12 protein-coding genes are annotated in these 13,506 nt (G+C 70.9%); 5 read left to right on the forward strand and 7 right to left on the reverse strand.

From position 1 onward, the window contains the following. Positions 1–67: 67 nt before the first annotated feature. On the reverse strand, positions 68–3,400 hold the full coding sequence (locus tag B2K11_RS00385) for a DUF5979 domain-containing protein (RefSeq protein ID WP_163615843.1): 3,333 nt from the start codon (positions 3,398–3,400) through the stop codon (positions 68–70). Positions 3,401–3,528: 128 nt separating this feature from the next. Here B2K11_RS00385 and B2K11_RS00390 point away from each other — a divergent pair, with 128 nt between their 5' ends. Next, positions 3,529–3,945 (forward strand): hypothetical protein, encoded by a 417-nt coding sequence (locus B2K11_RS00390; protein ID WP_163615844.1) that lies wholly within the window; start codon positions 3,529–3,531, stop codon positions 3,943–3,945. A 2-nt stretch (positions 3,946–3,947) separates the two neighbouring features. On the opposite strand, the gene B2K11_RS00395 is transcribed toward B2K11_RS00390, so the two are convergent. Continuing rightward, positions 3,948–5,573 carry an amidohydrolase gene (locus tag B2K11_RS00395; RefSeq protein ID WP_163615845.1) on the reverse strand — a complete coding sequence of 542 codons (1,626 nt, stop codon included), beginning with the start codon at positions 5,571–5,573 and terminating at the stop codon, positions 3,948–3,950. Positions 5,574–5,653: 80 nt separating this feature from the next. Between B2K11_RS00395 and B2K11_RS00400 the strand changes: the two genes are divergently transcribed. Further along, on the forward strand, positions 5,654–6,268 hold the full coding sequence (locus B2K11_RS00400; protein WP_163615846.1) for a TetR/AcrR family transcriptional regulator C-terminal domain-containing protein: 615 nt from the start codon (positions 5,654–5,656) through the stop codon (positions 6,266–6,268). Between the two features lie 6 nt (positions 6,269–6,274). Here the strand turns inward: B2K11_RS00400 and B2K11_RS00405 are convergent, their stop codons facing one another. Beyond that, complete coding sequence (locus B2K11_RS00405) at positions 6,275–7,672, reverse strand: DUF2252 domain-containing protein (protein ID WP_163615847.1); 1,398 nt, start codon at positions 7,670–7,672, stop codon at positions 6,275–6,277. Between the two features lie 53 nt (positions 7,673–7,725). Between B2K11_RS00405 and B2K11_RS00410 the strand changes: the two genes are divergently transcribed. Both B2K11_RS00410 and B2K11_RS00415 read left to right on the forward strand, forming a co-directional pair. Further along, positions 7,726–8,820, forward strand: a complete 1,095-nt coding sequence (locus tag B2K11_RS00410) for an AI-2E family transporter (RefSeq protein WP_163615848.1) — start codon at positions 7,726–7,728, stop codon at positions 8,818–8,820. A 46-nt stretch (positions 8,821–8,866) separates the two neighbouring features. After that, positions 8,867–9,958, forward strand: coding sequence for a DUF998 domain-containing protein (locus tag B2K11_RS00415; RefSeq protein WP_163615849.1), 1,092 nt, complete (start codon positions 8,867–8,869; stop codon positions 9,956–9,958). On the opposite strand, the gene B2K11_RS00420 is transcribed toward B2K11_RS00415, so the two are convergent. After that, positions 9,947–11,290 (reverse strand): ion channel protein, encoded by a 1,344-nt coding sequence (locus tag B2K11_RS00420; protein WP_163615850.1) that lies wholly within the window; start codon positions 11,288–11,290, stop codon positions 9,947–9,949. The two genes, B2K11_RS00415 and B2K11_RS00420, sit on opposite strands and share 12 nt — an antisense overlap. Before the next feature lie 114 nt (positions 11,291–11,404). Here B2K11_RS00420 and B2K11_RS00425 point away from each other — a divergent pair, with 114 nt between their 5' ends. Beyond that, positions 11,405–12,211, forward strand: a complete 807-nt coding sequence (locus B2K11_RS00425; RefSeq protein WP_163615851.1) for a potassium channel family protein — start codon at positions 11,405–11,407, stop codon at positions 12,209–12,211. Positions 12,212–12,282: 71 nt separating this feature from the next. Here B2K11_RS00425 and B2K11_RS00430 read toward each other — a convergent pair whose 3' ends face one another. Genes B2K11_RS00430 through B2K11_RS00440 form a run of 3 tightly spaced genes read right to left on the reverse strand, consistent with a single transcriptional unit; the run spans position 12,283 to position 13,481 of the window. Further along, the gene (locus B2K11_RS00430) at positions 12,283–12,639 is read right to left on the reverse strand and encodes an SHOCT domain-containing protein (RefSeq protein ID WP_239525527.1); all 357 of its coding nucleotides are present in this window, start codon (positions 12,637–12,639) and stop codon (positions 12,283–12,285) included. An 11-nt stretch (positions 12,640–12,650) separates the two neighbouring features. After that, positions 12,651–13,070 (reverse strand): DUF6325 family protein, encoded by a 420-nt coding sequence (locus B2K11_RS00435; RefSeq protein WP_163615852.1) that lies wholly within the window; start codon positions 13,068–13,070, stop codon positions 12,651–12,653. 24 nt (positions 13,071–13,094) lie between these two features. Further along, the gene (locus B2K11_RS00440; protein ID WP_163615853.1) at positions 13,095–13,481 is read right to left on the reverse strand and encodes an SHOCT domain-containing protein; all 387 of its coding nucleotides are present in this window, start codon (positions 13,479–13,481) and stop codon (positions 13,095–13,097) included. Positions 13,482–13,506 lie beyond the last annotated feature (25 nt).

The following is a 13,506-nucleotide window of genomic DNA, read 5'->3' on the forward strand; positions in this document are numbered from 1 at the left end:
TCACAGCGCCGAACCAGAAGGGACGGATGCCACGGCCGACGACGCGCGCCGGCCGCGGCATCCGGAATCAGACCCGCTGGCTGCGCCGTGTCGCGAGCAGCCCGCCGAGAGCGATCAGCACGACAGCGCCGAGCGGCACCAGTGGTGAGATGCCGCCACCGCCGGTCGCCGGAAGCGGGCGCGTGTTCGCGGTGTTGGTCAGCGTCAGCTCGGCGAGCTGCGGATCCCGCGAGATCGACATCGGCAGCAGGATGCGCCCGTTGGATTCGGGTGTGAGCGTCTCGCCGTCGACGGTCCACGAGGCAGCGCCCCAGTCGACGCCGGGGATCACCGGGAGGTCACCCTCCGAGACCTCGAGAATCGTGCCGACCGGGAAGTACTCCGAGTACACCGGAACGTTCGGTTCGAGATCGACGCGCGGCTGGGGCTCGCCGTCCCGCCACCAGTCCAGGGGAATGGTGGTGCCCGCCGGCAGAGCCGATGCCCCGTCGCCGGCGATGACCTTCGTGACCGCGAAGCGGGTCAATCCGACCACCGAGTTGGTGACCTCCAGAATCGGCGTCTCACCCAAGCCGATCTCCACGAAGTTCGAAGGGCTCCACGTCGTCTCGCTCCACTCGTAGCCCGGCGGCAGAGCCGCGGCATCGGGCTCCTCCTCGAGCAGGTTCACCACGGTGCCGATCTGGAACTGGATGGGCTGTCCCTCATCGTCGACCGGGCCGGCCGGCGTGCCGTCGGCAGGGAGCACGAATCGCCCGGCCGTGGGCATCTGTCCGGGCAGATGGGCGACGTAGTCGACCATGAACGAGTCGACGAGCAGCTGGTCTGCGTCGATGCCGGCGAGGTCCTTCCGGACGAGGAACGTGCCCCGCAGGAGCGATGCGTCGTTGGTGAGCGTCGAGTGCACGACGGCCTCACCGCCTTCGCCGATCACCAGCTGCGCCGGGTCGAACGATGTGCCCTGCCAGGTGACGTGGCGCAGCGCCGGAGCGGGATGCTCCGAGAACGTGACCACGGTGCCGTACGGGAAGGTGAGCGGTGCGCCGGTCTCATCGAGAGGGCTGACCGCCGTGCCGTCGCCGGGAAGGCGTACGACGCCCTCCTCCACCTCGCCTGTGGGCAGGGTCGCCGTCCACTCGACGGTGAACTCGAGGTCGTCGACCGGAACGTCGGCGGGCAGGTTGACGAACTCCTTCGAAAGCGTGAACGTGCCTTCGCGCAGCGCGTTCGTCACCGTGATCGCGATGTCTCCGGCGTCCGGCAGGGGGATGTCGACGATCGCCGTCTCGAGCGGTCCGCCGCCCTCGAAGTTCGCCGGCCGGTACTGCGTCGTGGCGCCGTCGACGGTGACGTCGATGACCGGGAGCACCCAATCCGCGGGGTCGGTGGGGCTGCCGTTCAGGGTCGGCACGAGCTCGGCGAGTTCGAGGGTGTCGGCACCGGCCTCGACGTCGTCGATGAGCTGGGGTTCACCGAGGGGGACGTCCATGGTGGTGCGGGTGCCCGGCGGGTCGGTGTTGTAGCTCACCGCGTACCCGTAGGCGGGATCGGCGGCCGCCCCGGCGACGCCCTTCACGATGGTGATCGTCCGTTCGGCCTCGACGGGTGTCACGGCGTTCGTCAGCTCGACGGCGACGGTGCCGGTGTCCTCGATGACGAAGGTGCGGCCCGGGTCCCAGCCGATGTGGCTCCACTCGTAGCCGTCGGGGGGAGCGATGCCGTCGAGGTCTTCGCTGAGGACGATGCGGGTGCCGAGCGGGAACTGCTGCCCGACGTCGACGACGGTGCCGTCGAACGGCACGTCCAGAGTGCCCTCGGCGATCTGCGCGCCGCCGGACCATGCGGTCCACCCCACGGGGACGAAAGCCTGCGACGGGGGCCCCGGAGCGCCGCCCGACAGGTCGTCGATCAGCTTCACGATGCTGAAGGTGCCGGTGAGCTGCGTGGCGGTGTTGGTCACGACCACGTCGGCGGTGCCGGTGCCGATCGTGAGCGGATTCGGGGTGATGGTCGCGTCGCCCCACTCCCAGCCGGGGATGCTCTCGGGCTCGATCTCGGCGAAGGTCACGACGGTGCCGATCGGGAACTGGTCGCCGACGGCGACGGGGGTGCCGTCGGCCGGCACCTCGAGAGTCCCCACGGAGGCGTTGCCGTCGGGGTCGACGGCGCGGTAGTTGACGGTGAAGGTGGTGCCGGCGGGAAGGTCGGCCCCGTCGATGCCGGACAGCTCCTTGCGGACCGCGAAGGTGCCGCTGTCGGCGGCGCAGGGGATCTCGCCCGAGAAGAGGAACGAGTGCACCTCCCCGCCCTGCAGGATGACGTCCTGACCGATCACCTGGCCGTCGAGCGGGGCGGCGTTCACGGTGACGGAGGCGTCGGGCGCGTAGATCGAGCCGTCGATGCGTCCCTGGGCCGCGGTCACGGTCACGTCGCCGGTCAGCTGCGACAGATCCCAGACCATGTACGGCGAGTGAACGCCCTGCGGGTCGGCGCGGGCGCCCACGACGTCGGTCGTGCCGGCCGGCACGCGGATGACGAGCGGGTTCGACACGCCCGGCGTCGGGCCGGGTGAGAACTGGATCAGCGCCGTGCCTGCGATGTCGGCGTAGTCGACGATGTTCGGCTGGTCCGGGCTCAGGGGCGCGAGGACGACGCGGTCGCCGAGATCCTCAGACACCTCGACCGGATAGCCGATGCCGGCGCCGGGATCGGCGATGTCGTCGAAGCAGCTGCTCGCCTCCTCCCACGAGGCATCGCGGTTCGCCTCGACATAGTCGGCCACGGCGGTGGCGGAGGTGTTCGCGGTGTAGATGCTGCCGTTGCCGGTCGCGCCTGCCGGGGGCGCGGCATCCTCCGGGTACTGCTGATGCGTCGCGTCGATGAGCGGCGTCTGATCCGGGTTGGCCGGGTTCTGGTTCAGCCGCAGCCAGTCGGCCCGGGGGAACGCCTGCCATCCGCCGTCGCGCTGCACCATCTTGAGGTCGCCGTGCAGTGACGGTTCGCTCGTTCCGGCACTCGTGATCGCTAGGATGCCGGTGCTCGCGGTGCTGTACTGCCCGACGAGGAAGCGCGTGGGGTCGCCGTCGACCGTGGGCAGGTCGTAGTCGCCGGTGCCGGCGGACACGTGGATGATCGTGTACTGGCTCGCGCTGGGAGCGACGGTCGCGGTGCCGCCGACGGCGATGCTGCCCTCGGTCTCCTGGTTCTGCAGGAGCGCATCCTCCCGCGCGTAGACCGTGAAGCCACCGGCGATCGCGAAGGGGTTGACCGAGTCCGGGTAGGCGGCGGCCGCCGGCTGCGGGGCGATGGTGCCGCCCACGACGAGTCCTGTGGCAGCCAGCAGCGTCGCGGTCAGCCCGGCGACCAGCCGGCGGGAGAGGGGTCGGTCGGTCCGCGGCATGTGGTGGTCTCCTCCCCCGGGGCGCGTGACGTTGGCGCCGGTCGGGTAGGTCCGAGATTAGCGCGCATCGCCGAACCGGACACGGGGCAGTCTCGACGAGTTCGGAGATCGAGCGGATGATGGTGGACATGGCGACCCTCGACGACGTCCGCGCCCTCGCGCTCGGCCTCCCCGGAGTGATCGAGCAGGTGGACGGGCACCGCGGCGGGGCGAGCTGGCGCACCCCGGCCGGGGCGTTCGCCTGGGAGCGCCGTCCGAGCGGGCGCGACCTCGAACAGCTCGCGGCGCTCGGGCGCGAATGGCCCGACGCGGTGGTGGTGGGCCTCCGCACCGACGGGCAGCAGGTGAAGCAGGCGCTGCTCGAGACCTACCCCGGCGCGTTCTTCACGATCCCGCACTTCGACGGCTACCCAGCCGTGCTCGTGCGCCTCGACGCGATCGACCCGCTGCTGCTGCGCGAGGTCGTCACGGACGCCTGGCTGCTGAAGGTCGGCAAGCGCACCGCGAACGAGTGGCTCGCCGCGCACCCCTCGCCGGCCGGCTGACGTCAGAGCCCGCCGGCGTCGTAGGCGATCTCTCCCGCGACGACGGTGCGCACGACGCGGGCCGTGAGCAGCGACTCGGCACCCGCCGTGAACGGGTCGACGTCGACGATCGCGAAGTCGGCGGCGAGGCCCGCCTCGAGCCGCCCGCGCGTGGCGCCGTCGCCGACGGAGGCCGCGGCATCCCTCGTCGCGTGAGCGAGCGCCTGCTCGAGCGGCAGTGCGAACTGCGGATGCCGAGGAGCGAACGACCCGTCGAGGGCCGACCTGCGCGTCGCCGCGATGTACATGTTGGGGAGGGCCTCGTGGGGCGCGGTCGGCGCGTCCGTCGAGAACGCGAGCAGCGCACCTGCCGCGACGTACTCGGGCCACGCGAAGGCGCGGTCGACCCGCTCGTCGCCGAGCATCGCGGCCCAGTTGTCGAAGATCGCGGGGTCGGCGTGCACGGGCTGCATCGACGCGGTGACGCCCAGCCGCGCCATCCGCTCGGCCGTGCCGGGAGCCGCGTATTCGAGGTGCTCGATGCGGTGCCGGCGCGCCCGGGAGCCGTTGGCCTCCGCCGCGTGCTCGAGCGCGTCGAGGGCGATGTCGCTCGCGAGGTCGCCGATCGCGTGCAGTGCCACCTGCAGGCCCGCGGCATCGGCTGCGGCGACGACGGGCTTCATGTCGGCGAGCGGCCAGATCGGCTCGGCGTTCGACCCGTCGGAATACGGATGCCGCATCGCGGCCGTGCACGCATCGATGACGCCGTCGACCACGAGCTTGATGCCGACGATCCGCAGCCACGGCGATCGCACTGTCTCGGCGAGCTCGACGGCGCGCGCGACCTGCGCGAGGTTCGCCGCTTCGTCGCCGGTGTTCTCGACGAACCAATGCGCCGCGACCCGGAGCGGCAGGCGCCCGCCGCGGCGTTCGGCCGCCCGCCGGAACGCGGCGAGCCCGAGTTCGTCGAACGCCATGTCGACCGCCCCGGTCACGCCCGTCGCCGCGTAGGCGGCGAGGGTGCGCTCGACCGCCGCGTCCCGGTCGGCGTCGTCGGTCTGCTCCGCCAGGAACGCCCACGCGTGGGCCTGGGCGGCGGTCTCGTACAGCATGCCGTCGGGCTCGCCGTCGGCGTCGCGCCCGATGCGGCCGCCGAGCGGGTCGGGGGTCTCGCGCGTGATCCCGACCTCGGCGAGGGCGGCCGAGTTGAGCCAGCACGAGTGGTAGTCGTTGGCGTCGAGGTACACCGGCACGTCGGCCACGGCCGCGTCGACCATGGCGGCCGTGGGGACGCCGCCGGGCACCGAGTCGAAGAGCCAGCCGCGGCCGAGCAGCCGCGCGGCCCCCGGCTTCGCCGCACGCGCCGTACGCAGGCGTTCCTGGATCTCTTCCAGCGTGCGCGCGTCGGTGAGCCCGACCCGACCGAGCGCCTCGCCCATCATCACGAGATGCGTGTGCGCGTCGGTGAAGCCCGGCAGCAGCAGGCGGCCGTCGAGGTCGATGGTGGCGGCATCCGGTCCTGCCGCGGCCGTCGCGCGCGCGGTGTCGCCCGCGAACACGACCGTCTGGCCGTCGACGACGAGCGCCTCGGCCCAGGGCTCCGCCCCCGCGGTGAAGATGCGCCCTCCGGTGTAGACCGTCGCGGTCATGCGGGAACCTCCCTGTGCCCGGAACCGCCTCGCGGTCCGCTAAACGAATACCATTCGTTATTCTGCCTCATGGAGGACGAATGCCAAGGCCCAGAGTGAACCTGCTGTCAGTCGAGCTCATCGCCGACGCCGCCATCGAGCTCGCCGACTCGGGCGAGCAGTTCGGCGTCAACGCGCTCGCGCGCCGTCTCGGCGTCACGCCGTCGTCCCTCTACAACCACGTGGACGGCAAGGACGCCATCATCGAGCTCATGCGCGGTCGCCTCTCGCGGCGCTACCTGCCGGCGGCGGTGACGGGGGACTGGGAGACCGTGATCACCGGCACCGTGCGGGCCCTGCGGCGGCTGTACGCCGAGCATCCGCTCATCGTCCCGCTCATCGTCGGGAAGACCATCACCGACCCGGGTGTGATCGCTCAGTACGACCATCTGGCCACCGCGCTGGTCGACGCCGGCGTCCCCGACGGCGAAGTGCTGGCGATCGTCGCGATCGTGGACGCCTACGCCATCGGATTCGGCCTCGACCTCGCTTCTCCCGCCGAGGTGTGGCAACCGGACACTCCCACGACGACTCTCGGGCGACTGATCACGGATGCCGCCCGCGGCGCCGAGCGCAGCGATGCCGCCTTCGAGATCGGGCTCGAGATGCTGGTCGCCTCGCTGCGCGTGCGCAGAGACGGCCTTCGCGCTCGCTGAGCCCCGTCAGGCAGCCGCCTCCACGCCGCGGTGCGTCCGGAACAGCTGCCAGTCCGCGCGGGAGAGGTCGGCGTACGCGGAGGCCCATTCGAGGATCGCCTCGCCCGCGACGCGGCCCCCTCCGAGATACCCCGCCACGGCGGCGGAGGCAGGGGATTGGCCGTGCGCGCGAGCCAAGGTCGCCGCGCAGGCGTCGGCGTACCAGAGGAACCCCTTGTCGTCGAGTGCGTCCATGTCGAACCCGCCCTTCTTGTCGCGGAACTGACGGACGTAGAAGTCCCGCTGCGCCCCGTACGTCGTGCGGCCCACGAAGCCGAGGAACGGGTCCGACACGGCCTGGAGGATGCGCTGCATCCCGACCACACGCCCGCCGTCGCCGTACTGGTCGATGAACCGGGAGACGGACTCCGGCTGCTCGGCCTTCCCGTGCTCGATCAGCACGCTCCTGCCCGCCTCCTTGCCCTGCAGCAGCAGGACGCCGTCGTCTCCGTCCTGCATGGCGATCACGAAGCATCGCGTTCCGACGCTGCCAACTCCCACCACGCGCAGGGCGATGTCCGACAGACGGTACTTCTGCAGCAGCGCCCGGATGTCGATGTTCGCCGTCTGCACGTACTGGTCGAAGACGCGGAGGACGCGCTCCTCCGACTCGGCGTCGATGTGGGTCATCGTCGGCGGCGCCTCGACGAAGACGATCCGACCCTCGGCGTCGAGCTGCGTCATCTTCTTCGCGGCACGCGCGCCGGTGCGCTTCTCCGCCTCCTTGATCGCGGAGTCGATGGCGGCGCGCGTCTGGTCGTCCACGGCTCGCTCGGCGGCCAGGGCGTCGAAGCGGTCGTAATAGCGCTTGAGCGGGCTGCGCTTGGCGCCCGCGCCGATGGAGCGCGCGTAGACGCGCACCGCATCGAGCGACGCCTCGCGGATGACCGAGTCGGTGCGCCCGGTCGACTGCCCGGCGATGACGATGCTGGCGACCAGTCGCTTGACGTCCCACTCCCACGGCGCCCACGCGGACTCGTCGAAATCGTTGAGGTCGAAGACCAGCGTCCGCTGAGGTGACGCGTACAGCCCGAAGTTCGACACGTGCGCGTCGCCGCACGACCCGACGCTCACGCCGCTGCTCGGTGAGCGGGCGAGGTCGGCGGCCATGAGGGCGGCGGTTCCGCGGTAGAACGCGAAGGCGCTCGCCGCCATGCGCTCGGTGCGCAGGGGAACGAGCTCCGGAACCCGGTCGGCGTCCTGGGCGTCCAGGATGCCCATCGGATCACGGTCGTTCGTCGGCAGCTCGGCGAGCGCCTCGCGAGGATTCTGCTCCCGCGCAGCGCGGCCTTCCGCGACATGGTCGGCATAAGACGGCAGAGGGGCCCACGTGCGCCCGATCGGCGACTCGACGGTCGTTGACATGCGCCCAGTGTGGCACTGCGCCCCGTCGCTCGTAAGGGCGGTAGCCTGACCGCGTGACCCGCCCCGCGCCCGCCGCTCCGCCCCCCGCCCTCTCGCCGGGGCTGCGCGTACTCGTCGTGCTCGCGACGACCGTGGTGGTGCTCGCCGGTGTGTACTTCGCTCGAAGCCTCATCGGGCCGCTCGCGCTCGCGGTGGTGCTGGTCGTCATCTGCGAGCCCGTCCGCCGGCCGCTCGAGCGCCGCGGCTGGCCTCGCTGGACCGGCACCACCGCCGTCATCCTGGTCGCCTACCTCGTACTCGTGGTGATGGGCCTCCTGCTGTGGGTCGCGGGGGTCCAGTTCGCCCGGCTCGTCGCCGACTACCTCGACCAGCTGCGTTCCAGCCTCGACGGCTTCCTGGCCTGGCTGCAGTCCGCCGGACTCGATCAGGAGGCGACGGATGCCGCGGCCTCCGTCCTCGACCCCTCGGCGATCGTCCGACTCGCCTCCAGCGTCGGCGGCACGGTGATCGGCGTCGCGACGGCCCTCTTCTTCGTCGTGTCGTACATCATCTTCATGGCCGCGGACGCGGCGCGGTATCGCGACGCCGAGCGCGTGTTCGGCGCAGCCCGTCGGCCCGCGCTGGCCCGGATCGGACGCCTGAACACCGGCATCCGTCGCTACTACGTCGTGAACGCGTCGTTCGGCGCCGTCGTGGCGATCATCGACGGCCTGGCGCTCTGGGCGCTCGGCGTGCCGGCGCCCATCGTGTGGGCTGTGCTCGCCTTCGTCACCAACTTCGTGCCGAACATCGGCTTCGTGCTCGGCCTCATCCCGCCCGCCGTGCTGGGCTTCGTGGTCGGCGGATGGCCGATGCTGCTCGCGGTGATCGCGATCTACAGCGTCGTCAACGTCGTGCTGCAGGTGCTGGTGCAGCCGAAGTTCGTGAGCGACGCCGTCGACCTCAGCCTCACGCTGAGCTTCTTCTCGGTGATCTTCTGGACGTTCGTGATCGGCCCGCTCGGCGCGATCCTCTCCATCCCCCTCACCCTGTTCGTCCGGGCCCTCGTGCTCGAGGGCGATCCGGGCTCGTTGTGGCTGCGATGGCTCTCGGGCGATCGCACGGCCACCCCGGCCTCGGCCGCCCGCGATCCGCTCCCGCGTTCCTGATCCATCCGCTCCACCCGACCCGATCGCACCCCGCACGGAGACAGTCATGACCCAGATTTCGCTCGATCTGCCTTCGCCCGAGGGGCACCCGCAGACTCACCGCCCGCCACGCGTGCTCGACCGGTTCAGCGAGCGCTCGCTCGAGTCGCTCGCGCTCGGCGTGGGCGCGGTCTCGTTCGTCATCGTGGCCATCGCGGCGATGGTCGCGTTCGGCTTCCAGCCGGCCCCGATCTCCGGTCCGGGCTCGGCGGGCCAATTCGCAGCGATCGCGGCCGGGATCGTGGCATTCCTCGCGGTGATCGGAGGCCGGATCCTCGCCCACCGTCAGGGTGTGCACCGGCGCCTCACGCCGCTCGACTACGTCGACGTCGCCGCACTGGCCTTCGCCCACGCCGTCATCGCGCTCCTCGGCTGGACGCTGCTGGCCGTGATCCTCGAGGACGCGTTCATCGGGGCGGAGGTGTTCCCGCTGGCCGTGCTCATCCTCTCCGGCGCGACCTCGGCGATGACGGCCTACCTCGCGTTCTACTCCGCGACCCACATGGATCTGCAGCTGCTCGCGGTCGTCCTCGCGGTGTTCCTCGTCTTCGGCGTGCTCGCCAGCATGCTCACCGCCAGCGACCCGGACTGGTGGAAAGACAACCTGAGCGCTCTCGGCATGTCTTCGAACGTGTCGGCGTTCGCCTTCAACATCACGATCATCGTGGCGGGCTTTCTCGTGACCACGCTCGCGCGGTACTCCACACGGGGCATCCCCACCACCCATCCGAAGGGCATCGCCCGTGTGCGCCTCACGCTCATCGTGGTCGGCGTGTTCCTCGGCATGGTCGGCCTGTTCCCCGTGGATCAGTTCTTCGGGCTCCACACCGGCGTCGCGTCCGGCATGGTGGTCGCGTACGGCGTGCTCGTCATCGCCCTGCCGCGGTGGATCCCGTCGATGCCGCGGGCCTTCGTCGCCCTCGGCTGGCTGTTCCTCGCGGTCACGCTGCTGCTCGCGGTGTTCTTCTTCGTCGGCTACTACACGCTGACGGCCGTCGAGCTCGTCGCCGGCATCCTGGTCTTCACCTGGATCGTGCTGTTCATCCGCAACGCCGCCGCCCTGGCGCAGGACGCGCGCCACGAGCCATCAGCCCGCTGAGCGGGATCCAGACCAGGGGAGCGAGGCCTCCGGGCGCTCCCGTGCGAGGTCGGTGGGCGTGATGAGCATTTCGCGTGCCCACGTGACGACGAGCCAGGCGGGCAGCACGATGATGCACAGCATCGGCAGCACGGTCACGTCACCGACCATCGCGACGGCCACGAAGAGCGCCACCCAGCCGTCGCGGGCGATCGCCAGCACGACGCCGAGCACTCCGCAGGCGACCGCGAGCGACAACGGCAGACCCGGCAGAAGCGCGCCGCCCAGCAGCCCGGCCGCGACCCCGAGGAACACGGCCGGGAAGATGCGGCCGCCGCGGAAGCCGGCAGATGCCGCCACGACGAGCGCGGCCATCTTGACGAGCAGGATCACCGTCAGCTGACCGGGTGGATACGCGTCGGGGTCGGCGAGGAGCTCGCCGCTCTGCTCGAGTCCCTTGAACAGCGTGATCGGCCCGCCGATCATGCCCAGCAGACCCAGCACCACACCGCCGAGCGTGATGTAGAGCATCGGATGCCGCAGCGCGTGGAAGGCGCGGTGCACCAGGGGAAAGAGGTAGATCCCGACCACCCCGAAGGCCGCAGCCGCGCAGGCGACGATCGCTCCGAGCAGCAGATCGAACGGCTGCGGTGTCCCGTAGGGGGCGAGGGGCGTCGCCGTCCCGAACCCGCCGCCGAGGAGGAAGGTCGTCACCGACCCGGCTCCGGCCGCGACGAGCGGGAGGAACAGCTTGTCCCAGAGCGATCCGCCCATCTTGAATTCGCCGACCATGCCGGTGAAGACGAGCGCTGCGGCGACCGGGGTGCCGAACAGCGCGCCGATCGTGGCGGAGATTGCCAGCGCGGCGGTCAGCTCGGGAGGCACCGCCTTGGCGACGCGCGCGACGAGCGCGATCGCGAGAGAGACGTTGACGGCGATGATCGGGTTCTCGGGTCCCAGGCTCACGCCGCCCGCGAGGCTGAGGACCACCACGACGACGAGTCCGGGCAGCACCCACAGCTGCAGCGGCTTCGCGGCGAGCTCTGTGGTCGCGGAGTCGGGGCCGGCATGGCCGGGCGCGAGCCACACCACGAGCCCGACGGCGATGCCGGTCGCCGTCAGCACCGTGAAGATCCACCACGGCGAGTCGGACGAGATGCCCAGCGCCTGGGGCGTGGTCGTCCACAGCACGTCGTCGAGCCGATCGGCGATCTGCTCGAGCAGCCAGAGCGACAGCGCCGACAGCACGCCGATGAGGAGAGCGGGGATCGACAGCAGCACCAGTCGGCGGACGGTGAGCTGCGGACCCGGGGAAGTGGCCGGTGCGGGCGAGGCGGCAGTGGGGCCGGGCATGGGCACACGATAGCGGGCGCCGCACGCATGCGGCGACCAGCCCACGTGCACTGCTGCATCGCCGCGGGCGCGCCGGTACGGTGACGGGCGGCAATACCAGGGCACAATTCGCATGTGGAGGAGACCGCCTGGCACAAGCGCACCGCGCTGCCGCTCATCATCGCCTCGCTGGCGTATCTGATCGCCTACTCGTGGCGCGTGATCGCTGATCTGCAGGGGCCGGGCCGCGTGATCGCGTCGACGGTGATCCTCGTGACGTGGGCCATGTTCATCGCCGACTACCTCGTGCGCCTGGCGCTCGCGACCAACCGGCGTGTGTGGTTCCGCCACCACCTGCCCGCTCTCGCCTTCGCGCTGATCCCTGTCCTGCGCCTCGTGAGGCTGCTGCGCTTCATGACCCGGCTCCCCGGCATGAAGACGACGGCCGGCGGGGTGCTGCGCACGCAGATCCTCGTCTACGGGGCCGGGGCCTCCGTCATCCTGATCTACATCGCGTCGCTCGCGGTGCTCGAAGCCGAGCGGCACGCGCCCGACGCCGACATCACGACCTTCGGCATCGCGCTGTGGTGGTCGTGCGTGACCGTCACGACGACGGGCTACGGCGACTACGTGCCGGTGACGGATGCCGGCCGCTGGGTGGCCGTGGGGCTCATGCTCGGCGGGGTCGCGCTGGCCGGCGTGATCACGGCGACACTGGCCTCGTGGGTGCTGGAGCGCGCGTCGCGCGAGCACGACGACCAGGAGCCCGCGACCAGGGCACAGGTGCGGTTGCTCATGGACAAGATCGACGCGCTCACCGCGCAGAGCGCCGCCGGCGGCGCGAACGGGCACGGGGGCGCGGGCGGGCGCGGCGAAGGCGGCGGCGGCGAGCGGGACCACGGTGCGCTCGGTGACGGCGGCGACGAGCGCCCCGGCGGCTGATCGCCGACGACCGGAGCGACGCGACGAGGGCCGCGCCCGGATGGGCGCGGCCCTCGTCGTGCGAGCGGCTGTCAGGAGAGCAGCTTGGCCTTCGCGGCCGCGAACTCCTCGTCCGACAGGATGCCCTGCGCGTGCAGCTGGGCGAGCTGGCTGATCTTGGCCATCATGTCGTCGCCACCGGCCGGAGCGGCGGGCGCGGCGGCAGCCGGTGCTGCGGCCTGCGCGTTGGCGACGGCCTGCGCGGCGGCGGCATCCATCGCTGCCTGCTGCTGCTGGGCCTCGTACGCCTGCTGCTCGGACTGCGCGTACGCCTTCTCCTGCTGGTGGCGCTGCATGCCTCCCGACACGGCGGTGGCCGTGCCGGCGACCACGGCGGTGCGTGCGGCGAGGCCGATCAGACCGGGACGACCCATTCTTCTCAGTGGCATGTCTTCCTCCTTCAGTCGGCGTTCTCGGAGAGGAACGCGTTGACGATCGGTGCGGGGATGCCTTCCCGCGCGATGACGGCACCGCCGGCGTCGTAGAGCGCCGACGCGAACGCCTTCGCCCACAGCAGCTCGATGACGAGGATCGCCGCCGACGAGCCCGGCTGGAGGTTCTCCGCGAGGTACAGGATGTCGTCCTGGCCCGCGAGTCCGGCGAGGTCGAGCGAGGGCGCGCCGCCGTCGTCGATCGTGTCGGACAGCTCGAGGATCTCGAGCTCTCCCTCCGGCGACCGACGTGCGAAGACGAGGTCGAGCACGTTGACCGTGCCCGAGGCCACGAGATCGTCGATCGCCTGGAGCACCGCCGGACCGGGGCGGTCGCCCTCGAAGGCGATCGCGTAGAACTCGATGGGGCCGTAGTCGAACGTCGTCATGTCTTCTCCTGTCTCCGGAGCTCGCTAGGCGGCGAGCGCCTTGGCCTTGAGGGTGTCGAACTCGGCCTGGGTGATCGCACCCGAGTCGAGAAGCGTCTTCGCTTTGGCGATGTCATCTGCGGCGCTCGCTCCGGAGCCCGCGGTCTGCCGGATGTACGCGTCCTGCGCCGAACGGAGCTGCTGCGCCTGCGCGATCGAGCGCTGCTGCATGCTGTTGCCGCGCGCGATCAGGTAGACCAATGCGGTCAGGAAGGGCACGAAGATCAGGAAGAGGATCCAGACGGCCTTCAGCCATCCGCTCAGCTTGTCGTCGCGGAAGATGTCTCCGATGATCGAGAAGATCACCATCAGATACGCGACGAACACGAAGATCCAGAACATCCAGGCGATGAAATCCCAGAAGCCGCCCATGGATACCAGCTTTCTCGACGGGTCG

The organism is Microbacterium sp. B35-30, from assembly GCF_010634855.1.
GTDB lineage: Bacteria > Actinomycetota > Actinomycetes > Actinomycetales > Microbacteriaceae > Microbacterium.

Bases quoted from the DNA above. Each gene is read 5' to 3' on its own strand.
- B2K11_RS00395 (WP_163615845.1), bottom strand. From the start codon at position 5,573: ATGACCGCGACGGTCTACACCGGAGGGCGCATCTTCACCGCGGGGGCG.
- B2K11_RS00400 (WP_163615846.1), top strand. From the start codon at position 5,654: ATGCCAAGGCCCAGAGTGAACCTGCTGTCAGTCGAGCTCATCGCCGAC.
- B2K11_RS00390 (WP_163615844.1), top strand. From the start codon at position 3,529: ATGGCGACCCTCGACGACGTCCGCGCCCTCGCGCTCGGCCTCCCCGGA.
- B2K11_RS00405 (WP_163615847.1), bottom strand. From the start codon at position 7,672: ATGTCAACGACCGTCGAGTCGCCGATCGGGCGCACGTGGGCCCCTCTG.
- B2K11_RS00385 (WP_163615843.1), bottom strand. From the start codon at position 3,400: ATGCCGCGGACCGACCGACCCCTCTCCCGCCGGCTGGTCGCCGGGCTG.
- B2K11_RS00440 (WP_163615853.1), bottom strand. From the start codon at position 13,481: ATGGGCGGCTTCTGGGATTTCATCGCCTGGATGTTCTGGATCTTCGTG.
- B2K11_RS00415 (WP_163615849.1), top strand. From the start codon at position 8,867: ATGACCCAGATTTCGCTCGATCTGCCTTCGCCCGAGGGGCACCCGCAG.
- B2K11_RS00430 (WP_239525527.1), bottom strand. From the start codon at position 12,639: ATGCCACTGAGAAGAATGGGTCGTCCCGGTCTGATCGGCCTCGCCGCA.
- B2K11_RS00435 (WP_163615852.1), bottom strand. From the start codon at position 13,070: ATGACGACGTTCGACTACGGCCCCATCGAGTTCTACGCGATCGCCTTC.
- B2K11_RS00420 (WP_163615850.1), bottom strand. From the start codon at position 11,290: ATGCCCGGCCCCACTGCCGCCTCGCCCGCACCGGCCACTTCCCCGGGT.